This window comes from Mesorhizobium sp. M7A.F.Ca.US.006.04.2.1, from assembly GCF_004022915.1.
GTDB lineage: Bacteria > Pseudomonadota > Alphaproteobacteria > Rhizobiales > Rhizobiaceae > Mesorhizobium > Mesorhizobium ciceri.
This window is the reverse complement of sequence record NZ_RZQA01000119.1, coordinates 1-10,465: the sequence shown is the minus strand read 5'-3', so window position 1 is coordinate 10,465 and position 10,465 is coordinate 1. Positions and strand designations below refer to the sequence as shown.

Below are 10,465 nucleotides of genomic sequence, written 5' to 3'. Positions count from 1 at the left end.
ATGCGAGGACAGCGGGTCCTGAAAAATCATGGCGATGCGCGCGCCCCTGATCTTGCGCATCTCGCGCGCCGGTTTGCCGACCAGTTCGTCGCCGTTGAAGCGGACCGAGCCGGTGACCACCGCGTTCTTTGACGTGAGGCCGAGCGCGGCGAGCATGCCGACGGACTTGCCCGAGCCGGACTCACCGACAATGCCGACCACTTCGCCCTTGGCGACGTCGAGGTCGATCCCGCGAACCGCTTCGAACTGACTGCCGGCCTTGCGGAACCCGACCCGCAGACCGCGTATGGACAGCAGCGGCTCGCGCTCGCCCACCTTGTCGACTGCGCCCGGTGGCGCTGAGGAAATCTGTGCGCTCATCGCCTAGTCCGACCTTGGATCGAGAATGTCGCGCAAGCCGTCGCCTATGAAGTTAAAGCCGAGCACGATGGTGAGGATGGCGACGCCGGGACCGAAGGCGATCCACCATTGATAGAAATGAACGGCGCCATCGGAGATCATCGAGCCCCATTCGGGTGTCGGCGGCGTGGCGCCGAGGCCGATGAAGCTGAGCGACGCGGCAAGCAGCACGACCTGGCCGAGATCCATGGTTGCGCTGATCAGCACCGGGGTCCAGCAAAGCGGCAATATGTGCGTGAACAGCACGCGCCGCGGCCTGGCGCCGGCGGCGATTGCCGCCTCGACATGCTCGCGCTCCTTCACCTCCAATACCTGCGCCCGCATCAGCCGGGCGTAGACGGGCCACCAGACGAGCACCATGGCTATGGCGGCATTGCCGAGGCCTGGTCCGAGCGACGCCGCGACGGCCATGGCCAGCAGCATCGGCGGAAAGGACAGAGTGACGTCGACAAGCCGCATGATCGCCGCGCCGGTCAATCCGCCGACGAAGCCGGAAATGGCGCCGAGCAGCGAGCCTATGATCACTGCAGAGACGACGACCAGAACCGCGATCGGCAGCGAATGCGCGGCCCCGTGCAGAGTGCGGGCCAGCACATCGCGGCCGAGTGCGTCGGTACCCAGCCAATGCGCCCAGCTTGGCGCCTGAAGCCGGCGTGCGACCATTTCGAGCGGATCGAACTGCACAACCAGGTTGGCGAATACCGTCATGAACAGCCAGAACAGGATGACGACCGTGCCGATGACCAATGGCGCGGTCAGCCATTCGGGAACCGTCGAGGAGCGGGACTTGGTGACGACGACCGCCATCAGCTCAACCTCACGCGCGGATTGGCCACGACATAGAGTATGTCGGTGATAAGGTTGGTGACCAGGAAGGCAAGGCCGCCGACGATGGTGACGCCGATGATCGCCGGGAAGTCGAGCGCACGCGCTGCCTCCACGGCATAGGATCCCATGCCCGGCCAGGAGAAGATGGTTTCGGTCAGCACCGCGCCGGTGATCAGATAGGCGAAGGAATAGCCGATGACGGTCAGGGTCGGCACCATGGTGTTGCGCAGCGCATGGACGATGACGACGCGGAACTCGCTCGCCCCCTTGGCGCGCGCGGTGAGCACGAACTCGCGGCTCATCACATCAAGCATGTTGGCGCGCACCAGCCGCGATATGGTGCCCGAAACCGTCCAGCCGAGGACGAAGGCCGGCAGAAGCAGGTGCCAGAGCGCGTCCTTGAAGACGGTCCAGTCGCCAGCCAGAAGCGAATCGATGGTCAGGAAGCCGGTGATGCCGGGCGGCAATGCCAAGCGGGCATCGACCCTGCCCGGCCCCGGCAGCCAGTTCAGCATGACGGAGAAGATGAACAACAGGCCGAGCCCCGACCAGAACACCGGCAGCGAAGAGCCGAACAAGGCGAACAGCCGCGCGCCATGGTCGATCAGGCTGTTGCGGAAATAGGCGGCCAGCACACCAAGCACGATGCCGAGCGTGGTGCCGAAGATCATCGCGGCGAAAACCAGTTCGAGCGTTGCCGGCAAGCGGTAGAGAATGTCGGTGCCGACATTGCGCTTGGTGATGAACGAGGTGCCAAGATCGCCGCTCAGCAGATTACCAAGATATATCATATAGCGTTCCGGCAAAGGACGATCGAGACCCCAACGCGTCTTGGCGGCGGCCACCACCTCGGGGTTGCTCATCTGCTGTTCGGCGACAATCGCGGTCAGCGGATCCCCCTTGGTCACCGTGGTGATCAGGAAGGCGATGGTGACGATGCCGAGCACCAGAAACGGCATTGCGATAAGCCGGCGCAAAATATAGCGAGACACGTGGCTACCTTCACAAGGAGGGGCTTCGTAAGATGGCACAAGGCGCTGGGACATGCCATCGACGGAAACATATTGACAGCCCGCGAAAGCCGCTGTCAATATAAATGGAATTTAATTTCATTTTTGATCGACAGTGCCGACGTCACCGGCCCGACAGGCGGACGACGACGCCAGAAAGACCTCAGCGTGCGCAAGCGAGCCACCAGGGACGAGACGGAGCTTGAAGGCGAAGGCGCACAGCTTTCGTCGTCGCTGGTCCGCGGGCTCGGCATCCTGCGCGCCTTCCGGCCGGGCGACGCCTCGCTCGGCAACCAGGACATCATTGCCCGCACCGGCCTGCCCAAAGCCACGGTGTCGCGCATCACCTATACGCTGAGCGCGCTCGGCTACCTCCTGTACGACAAGGATCTCGGCCGCTACAGCCTGGGGTCGGCTACCGTGGCGCTCGGCTATTCGGCGCTCAGTTCAAGCGCCGTCGTGCACGTCGCCCGGCCGCTGATGCAGCCGCTGGCCGATTTGACGGGGGCGGCGGTGGCGCTCGGCACGCGCGACAGCCTCAACATGGTGTATCTCGCCAATTGCCGGTCGGAGAGCCTTGTCACGCTGCGGCTCAACCCGGGCTCCTATCTGCCGATCTGGAAGACATCGATGGGGCTGGCCTATGCGGCGGCCCTTTCACCCGAGGAGCGCGTCAGACTTGTACGGGCTTTGCAGGAGGCGGAGCCGGACAAGGCAGCGATGATCGCGGCGGCGATCGACGATGCGATCGCCCAATATGCACACCAGGGCTATGTGACGTCGTTCGGCGCCTGGCACAGCTACATCCATGCAGTCGGCGTGCCGTTCCGCCCGCGTGACGGCTCGCCGCTGGTTGCCATCACCTGCGGCGGCATCGGCGAGATCATCACCGAGGACCGCGCGCATGCCGAGATCGGACCGGCGCTGGTGGCGATGGTGAAAGCACTGGGCGACCAGCTCGAGGGAATTCCCGTGTAATCCCGGCACGGGATTGGCCCAGACGATCGGGCTGCATGCCGGCTTGAACTTGCCTGGTGGTGGCAGCACAGTCGCCGCCGATGGCATGGCGCTCGCGTTGTCAGTCCATCGGGTTCGGGTGACGGGGGGAGATCGGATGCCGATGAGTTTTGCAGGACGGTTCAGCGACCGGGTGGCGGTCATCACCGGTGGCGCATCGGGCATTGGTCTGGCGGTGGCGCAGAGGATTGTCGAAGAAGGCGGACGGGTTTCGGTCTGGGATCGCGATCCCGCCCAGATCGAACAGGCCAAGGCCGTCATCCCCAGTCTTCACGGCATCGCTATCGACGTTGCCGATGCCGCAGGCGTGGAGCGCGCTGCCCGGTCAACGCTCGAAGCGCTTGGCGGTGTCGATATCCTGGTCACCAGCGCGGCGATCACCGGGCCGAACATGACGACCTGGAACTATTCGGCGGAAGATTGGCAGAAGGTCATCGACATCAACATCAACGGCGTCTTCTACTGCAACAAGGCGCTCGTGCCGCACATGCTCGAGCGCAACTATGGCCGCATCGTCAACATCGCCTCGATCGCCGGCAAGGAAGGCAATCCCAACGCCTCCGCCTACAGCACGTCCAAGGCCGCGGTAATCGGCCTGACCAAGTCGCTCGGCAAGGAACTGGCCAAGACCGGGGTGACGGTCAATTGCGTCACGCCGGCGGCCGTGCGCACCGCGATCTTCAAGCAGATGAGCCAGGAGCACATCGACTTCATGCTGTCCAAGATACCGATGGCGCGCTTTGGCGAGGTCGACGAGGTGGCGGCGCTGATCTGCTGGATCGCCTCGGAAGAGTGTTCGTTCACGACGGCCGCCGTGTTCGACGTTTCCGGCGGCCGCGCCACCTACTGAGGCAGAACGAATCTCAATTCCACGTGACGGTGCAACGGATGGAGCATGCGGGCGTATAGGCCTCGAATCGACAAGTCGCGACAAGGTAGCGGGAACCATGACACGGAATGCAGCCGTCAGGCGGGAGTTTGCTACTTTTGCTTAGAGCCGAATCTGCCGCACTGTCCGACGATGAGCTTCTGGACCGCTATCAGCGCGCCGCCTTCGATTACTTCCTCGATAACGTGAACCCCGAAAACGGACTGGTCGCCGACACATCGCGGCCAAATTCGCCGGCCAGCATCGCTGTCGTCGGCTTCGCGCTGTCCAGCTATCCGATCGGCGTCGAGCGCGGTTGGATGACGCGCGATGCCGCCGCGAAGCTGACGCTGGCCGCGCTGCGTTTCTTCTCGACCAGCCGGCAAGGCAATAGCGACGACGTCACCGGCCATAAGGGTTTTTACTACCATTTCCTCGATATGCGGACCGGCCTGCGCGTCTGGCGCTGCGAACTGTCGATGGTGGATACGGCGTTGCTGATATCAGGCATGCTGGTGGCGAGCGCTTATTTCTCCGGTGACGATGACGAGGAAGCCGAAATCCGCCAACTGGCCGAGGCGCTCTACCGGCGCGTCGACTGGCGGTGGGCACAAGGTTCAAGCCCGACCCTGCGGCAAGGCTGGAAGCCAAAGAGCGGCTTTCTGCACTATGGCTGGGAGGGCTACAACGAAGCGACGATCCTCTACGTGCTGTCGATGGCCTCGCCTGACAGTCCAACCTCGGATAACAGCTACGAGGGCTGGACGGCGACCTATCAGTGGGAAAACATCTACGGCTACGACGTGCTGTATGGCGGCCCATTGTTCATGCACCAGTTCTCGCATGCCTGGATCGATTTCGCCGGCATCCGCGACGCCTTCATGCGCGAGAAGAACTCGGACTATTTCGAAAACAGCCGCCGCTCGACCTATCTGCATCGCGACTATGCGCGCCACAACCCTTACGGCTATGACGGCTATGAAGAGAACCTTTGGGGACTTTCGGCGGGCGACGGGCCGGGCGGCTTCCGCACCAGCGTGGAGCGACAGCGCCGGCGGTTTTCCGGCTATGCCGCGCGCGGCGCTCCGTTCGGGCCCGATGACGGGACGATCGCCCCTTGGTCCTATCCGGCATCACTGCCTTTCGCGCCGGAGATCTGCCTGGCGGCGCTGCGCCATCTCGGTGATCGCTACCCCGAGGTGATCGACAATTTCCGGCTGCCGAGCGGCTTCAATCCGACATTGGCGAACCGGCGTAAATTCGGGAGGCACGGCTGGGTGTCGGAAGGCCACTATGGGCTGGATCAGGGTATCGTGGTGATGATGATCGAGAACCATCGGTCAGGGCTGATCTGGAAGCTGATGCGATCCAATCAGCATATCCGTCGCGGTCTGCACAAGGCCGGATTCAATGGCGGCTGGCTGTCTCAGCCGGCAAGCCCGGCGTCAGGTGGCGGCAATGTCGCGTGACCGGACCAGGACCACCGCCTTCCCCGTCGACAGCAACGACATCAGTCTGATCGCGAGCGCCCATCCGCCGCACTGGAAGAACCCGCAGCCGGACGGTCCCTACAACCTCGTCGTCATCGGTGCCGGGCCGGCTGGGCTGACTGCCGCCTACGAAGCGGCCGGCCTCGGCGCAAAGGTCGCGCTCATCGAGCGCAATCTGATCGGCGGAACTTGCGTCAATGTCGGTTGCATCCCGTCCAAGTCGATCATCCGCACCGCAAGGCTTTATGCCGACATGCGCGATGCCGAGAATTTCGGCGGCGACATGCCGGACCGTCTTCACGTCGACTTTCCGCGCGCCATGACGCGGATGCGGCAGATCCGGCAGCGGATCAGCCGCGCGGATGCCGCCGATAGGCTGGTTTCCGAAGGCATCGACCTTTATTTCGGCGAAGCGCTGTTTTCCGGACCGGACGCTGTCACGGTCGCCGGACAAACCTTGCGTTTCAGGAAGGCGCTGATCGCGACAGGCGCGCGCCCGAGGCTGCCGACGATTCCAGGCCTTGCCGAGGCCGGCTATCTCAGCAACGAGACCATGTTCGAGCTCACGGAGTGCCCGAAGCGGCTTCTGGTCATTGGCGGCGGACCGCTCGGCTGCGAGGCGGCGCAGGCCTTCTGCCTGCTCGGTGCCAACGTCATCCTGGCGCAACGGGAACCGATGTTCCTGCCCGGCGAGGAACGCGACGCCGCCCAGATCCTTTCGGACGCGCTGGCGCGCGAAGGTGTCGAGGTTCGCCTCAACACCGAGGTGGTAGCGGTGCGAACGGAAGGCGGCAAGAAGCTCGCCGACCTGGTGTGCGACGACATCACGACAACGATTTCCGTCGACGAGATCATCACCGGCATCGGCCGATCGCCCAATGTCGACGGCCTCGACCTGGAAAACGCCGGGGTGGCATACGATGCCGACGGTATCAAGGTGGACGATTATCTCCGCACCACAAATCCGCACATCTATGCGGCGGGCGATGTCTGCCTCGCCTACAAATTCACCCACACCGCCGAGGCCACAGCTCGCATGGTCGTGCGCAATGCCCTGTTTCTCGGACGTAGGAAACTGAGCGAGCTGGTCATTCCGTGGTGCACCTACACCGATCCGGAGATCGCCCATGTCGGCCTCTATCCGGCGGAGGCGCGCCAGAACGGCATCCCGGTCAAGACTTATACGGTGCTGATGCACGATGTCGCCCGGGCGGTCATGGACGGCGAGGAGGAGGGTTTCGTCAAAATCCACGTCAGGGAAGGGTCCGACCGCATCCTGGGCGCCACGGTCGTCGCCAGCCATGCCGGTGAGATGATCAATGCGGTGTCGCTGGCCATCAAATCGGGCATGGGATTGCGTGCGCTGGCCGACGTCATCCATCCCTTCCCGACGCAGGCGCTAGGCATAAAGATGGCCGGCGACGCCTATCGGCGGACAAGGCTCACCTCATCATGGAAGCATCTGGCTGGCCGCTGGTTGGCGTGGTCCAGGCGATGGTGACATTCCGGCAGCCTGCCGCAGCTGGTGCATCGGACATTCGGCGACGATGCGGCGCTTGACGAAAGCCTCGTCGACCATCTCGGATATCCGCCAAACGTCGACGCCATCCAGAGGTTAGCCGGCTCTATATTTCCGCGGATCCTGCGGGCCCTGCCGACCGCAACTCCAATTTCGTGGCTGCCCTGTCAGAGTGCGTGCAGAAGTTCTTGCCGAATGGGCTCGAGATAGGTTTGCGGATGCAAGCGTCCCCAAACATGGTCGCGCTCGGTCAGATGCTTAGCCTGCTCTATCCAGCGCCTTGGCGCATCGGGGTCCCTGACCTCATGCCAGTCGTCGACGATAATGACCGGCAGACCCTGATAGAGCGGGTCGAGCGGCGAGGTCTTGGTGACGACGATGCAGCCGAGATAGAACAGCTCCCATGTCCTATGGCAGTCCAGGCCGTTGCCTTCGGTGGACAGCACAAGCGGGTATTGCGAGTACAGTTGCCAGATCGAGCGCTGCGAGACGCGTTTCGCCAGGAAATCGACATGCGGACATCCGCGCAGGGCATCAAGCAGTTCCCGGCGCTGTCTCGAGCCATTGCTGATGCTGAAATCAGAGAACAGTCTGGGCGGGCGGCGGTCCACATGATCCTGCCGGGCGCGTATGATTTCCAGTTGCTTCACAAGCCCTTCCGGCGTGGCGAAGGACCGAGGCGTGTGAAGATCGAGCCCGATCGGGAAAGGCTTGACCCTGGGGTGAGTGCCGTCACAATTCTGGCTGTACCAGGAGACCAGGAAGGGGTTGGCGAGAAGCTGGTCGACGGTGTCCTTCGCCAGATCCGACGGCACCGAAGCATCGCCATCGGTCGTCAGCAGCGTGAACGGTGCCGTGATCGTCGGCAACACGATCCTGACGAACGTGTCGAGATCACAGGTTTGCGCATCCCTGGACAAGGTGCTCAGACGCAGCCAGACGATGCCATGTGCGCCGCTGTAATGCTGGCGGAAAAATGCCTCGCTCTGTGTCGATGCGGTTGACGCGTTGCGATACCAGCGCGGCCCGGCGAAATCGCAGAAATGTCCGATCCCCTGCGACCACAGCACGGGCGGAACGCCAAGAAATCTCAGCGCCCTGGAATAGACGGCTCTTTTGACTGCCCTTCGCAACCTGCCCATGGGCAACTCCTAGCGCGGATGCCAATACCGTTGCAACGTGCTGCCCGACATATTCGCCTTGAGCGGAACATAGGCCAAAAGTTTCCCCGCAATACCCATTCCGGCTCCGGAGAACCCAACTTACGACAGGCGCAGCCGCCGGCGAGGCAGGCGGCGATCTACAGACTTGATTATGACAAAGGTCGAAGGGCTTGCGGTCGGCGCAGGCCGCACGTCTCAATCGTGCAATTCCCGCGATATCGGCGGCCCCACCGAAAAGCCGGAGAATGTGACCTCGAAGCCCTCGCGTTGCGGCGAACAGCACATCATGCCGACATCGACCGTCCTGGAGATCGGAAAGTAGGCAAGCCGCACAGGCTTCCAGTGGCCGTCGGAAGCATCGAGATACTGGACACGGATCGTTTCGGCGTGACGGGTCAGCCGGATCCTGACGCCGCCCGGACCGGCATGAATGGCGACCAGCGACCAGTCTGACGTGTCGTTGGTGACCACGACGGAGAAATAGGCAAGGCCGTCGGTGTACTCGATACCGGCCTTGATCCAATGGGTTTCGCTGAGCCGCACCATCAGCCCCGCCTGATCATAAAGCACCTCGTAGTCGCCTTTGACGGTGACCTCGGCGGTGAAATCGCCTTCGACGGGCCGGTGCAGGAAGTGGCCATTGTCGCGCCAGAAACCGTAGAAGGTCTCGCGCCAGAAATCGGTCTCCTTGCCGGTGCGCACACGAACGCTGTCGCCGTCGATAGAATGGTGCGGCGGCGGGTTAAGCCAGGTCAGGTCCTGCACTGTCATCCTTCGCGCCGCTCCAATCCAGATGTGCATGGCGGGGTTGCCGGCGTGGCCGGCAGTGACCGATCAGCCCGGCTGATCGGTCGACGGCTGATCAGCCCGCGAATGTATAGGCCGTCTTTACCGTGGTGTAGAACTCCGCCGCATAGTGGCCCTGCTCGCGCGGCCCATAGCTCGAACCCTTGCGGCCGCCGAAGGGAACATGGAAATCGACACCCGCCGTCGGCAGGTTGACCATCACCATGCCGGCCTCCGAATTGCGCTTGAAGTGCGTGGCATGCTTGAGGCTCGAGGTGCAGATGCCGGAGGTCAAGCCGAAGGGCGTGTCGTTGGCGACGGAAAGCGCCTCGTCATAGTCCTTGACGCGAATGACGCTGGCGACAGGCCCGAAAATCTCCTCGCGCGAACTGCGCATGGCGTTGGTCGCCTCGGTCAGCAACGCCGGCTGCAGGTAGAAGCCCGGCGTCTTGCGGTCGAGCCGCTCGCCACCGAAGGCGAGCGTGGCACCTTCCCTGACACCGATGGCGATATAGTCCTCGTCCTGCTTCAGCTGCGTCGCGTCGACGACAGGACCGATCTGGGTCTGCGCGTCGAGCGCATCGCCGATGACCAGTTTGCTCATGCGATCCTTGAGGGCGTCGACGAAGCGGTCGTGAATGCCGTCAGCCACAATCAGCCTGGACGAGGCGGTGCAGCGCTGGCCGGTCGAGAAGAAGGCACCGTTGAGCGCGCAATCGACGGCGATCGCGAGGTCGGCATCGTCGAGCACGACCAGCGGGTTCTTGCCGCCCATTTCAAGCTGGAACTTGCGCATGTGTTCGATGCTTGCCGCAGCGACGCGCTTGCCGGTGCCGACCGAGCCGGTGAAGCTGATGGCGTTGACATCGGGACTGTCGAGCATCGCCTGACCGACGACCGAGCCCTTGCCCATGACGAGATTGAGCACGCCCTTCGGCAGGCCGGCGCGATGCAGGATGTCGACGATGGTCCAGGCGCTCTCGGGAACTAGCTCCGCAGGCTTGAAGACGACGGTGTTGCCGTGTGTCAGCGCCGGGGCGATCTTCCAGGCCGGAATAGCGATCGGAAAATTCCACGGCGTTATGATGCCGACCACGCCGACCGCCTCGCGCGTCATCTCGACGCCGACGCCCGGCCGCACGCTCGGCACGACCTCTCCGGTCAAACGCAACGTTTCGCCGGCAAAGAAGTCGAATATCTGGGCGGCGCGAATTGTCTCGCCGATGCCTTCGGCCAGCGTCTTGCCTTCCTCTCGCGCCAGATTGCGGCCGATCTCGTCCTTGCGCGCCAGAATCTCGTCGGAGGCCTTTTTCAACACCGCGTGACGCGCCAGCGGACCGGAGCGGGACCAAGCCGGGAACGCTGCCTTGGCCGCAGCGATCGCC

General features: G+C 63.3%; 10 protein-coding genes. 4 read left to right on the top strand and 6 right to left on the bottom strand.

Annotated elements, in window-relative coordinates:
* The 3 genes from EN925_RS09230 to EN925_RS09220 all read right to left on the bottom strand — a co-directional run.
* A partial coding sequence (locus tag EN925_RS09230) for an ATP-binding cassette domain-containing protein (RefSeq protein WP_128336473.1) occupies nucleotides 1-360 on the bottom strand: 360 nt, incomplete at its 3' end.
* 3 nt (nucleotides 361-363) lie between these two features.
* Nucleotides 364-1,209 (bottom strand): ABC transporter permease, encoded by an 846-nt coding sequence (locus EN925_RS09225; protein WP_024501859.1) that lies wholly within the window; start codon nucleotides 1,207-1,209, stop codon nucleotides 364-366.
* Complete coding sequence (locus tag EN925_RS09220) at nucleotides 1,206-2,219, bottom strand: ABC transporter permease (protein WP_027164248.1); 1,014 nt, start codon at nucleotides 2,217-2,219, stop codon at nucleotides 1,206-1,208. Before EN925_RS09220 ends, EN925_RS09225 begins: the two co-directional genes overlap by 4 nt.
* A 186-nt stretch (nucleotides 2,220-2,405) precedes the next feature.
* Between EN925_RS09220 and EN925_RS09215 the strand changes: the two genes are divergently transcribed.
* The 4 genes from EN925_RS09215 (at nucleotide 2,406) to EN925_RS09200 (ending at nucleotide 7,113) form a co-directional block, all read left to right on the top strand.
* Complete coding sequence (locus tag EN925_RS09215; RefSeq protein WP_127384633.1) at nucleotides 2,406-3,215, top strand: IclR family transcriptional regulator; 810 nt, start codon at nucleotides 2,406-2,408, stop codon at nucleotides 3,213-3,215.
* 136 nt (nucleotides 3,216-3,351) lie between these two features.
* Nucleotides 3,352-4,104: an SDR family NAD(P)-dependent oxidoreductase gene (locus EN925_RS09210; RefSeq protein WP_127369121.1), complete on the top strand. Its 753-nt coding sequence runs from the start codon at nucleotides 3,352-3,354 to the stop codon at nucleotides 4,102-4,104.
* Between the two features lie 137 nt (nucleotides 4,105-4,241).
* Entirely contained in the window at nucleotides 4,242-5,591 is a 1,350-nt protein-coding gene (locus tag EN925_RS09205; RefSeq protein ID WP_013528141.1) for a glucoamylase family protein, read from the top strand.
* On the top strand, nucleotides 5,581-7,113 hold the full coding sequence (locus tag EN925_RS09200; protein ID WP_127369122.1) for a mercuric reductase: 1,533 nt from the start codon (nucleotides 5,581-5,583) through the stop codon (nucleotides 7,111-7,113). The genes EN925_RS09205 and EN925_RS09200 overlap by 11 nt, the downstream gene beginning before the upstream one ends.
* 185 nt (nucleotides 7,114-7,298) lie before the next feature.
* Here EN925_RS09200 and EN925_RS09190 read toward each other — a convergent pair whose 3' ends face one another.
* The 3 genes from EN925_RS09190 to EN925_RS09180 all read right to left on the bottom strand — a co-directional run.
* A complete protein-coding gene (locus EN925_RS09190; RefSeq protein ID WP_127369124.1) occupies nucleotides 7,299-8,273 on the bottom strand; it encodes a hypothetical protein in 975 nt (324 codons plus the stop codon).
* A 216-nt stretch (nucleotides 8,274-8,489) separates the two neighbouring features.
* On the bottom strand, nucleotides 8,490-9,065 hold the full coding sequence (locus EN925_RS09185) for a DUF1349 domain-containing protein (protein WP_063170443.1): 576 nt from the start codon (nucleotides 9,063-9,065) through the stop codon (nucleotides 8,490-8,492).
* Nucleotides 9,066-9,156: 91 nt separating this feature from the next.
* On the bottom strand, nucleotides 9,157-10,465 hold a 1,309-nt coding region (locus EN925_RS09180), incomplete at its 5' end, for an aldehyde dehydrogenase family protein (RefSeq protein WP_164894167.1).

Bases quoted from the DNA above. Each gene is read 5' to 3' on its own strand.
- EN925_RS09210 (WP_127369121.1), top strand. From the start codon at position 3,352: ATGCCGATGAGTTTTGCAGGACGGTTCAGCGACCGGGTGGCGGTCATC.
- EN925_RS09200 (WP_127369122.1), top strand. From the start codon at position 5,581: ATGTCGCGTGACCGGACCAGGACCACCGCCTTCCCCGTCGACAGCAAC.
- EN925_RS09190 (WP_127369124.1), bottom strand. From the start codon at position 8,273: ATGGGCAGGTTGCGAAGGGCAGTCAAAAGAGCCGTCTATTCCAGGGCG.
- EN925_RS09185 (WP_063170443.1), bottom strand. From the start codon at position 9,065: ATGACAGTGCAGGACCTGACCTGGCTTAACCCGCCGCCGCACCATTCT.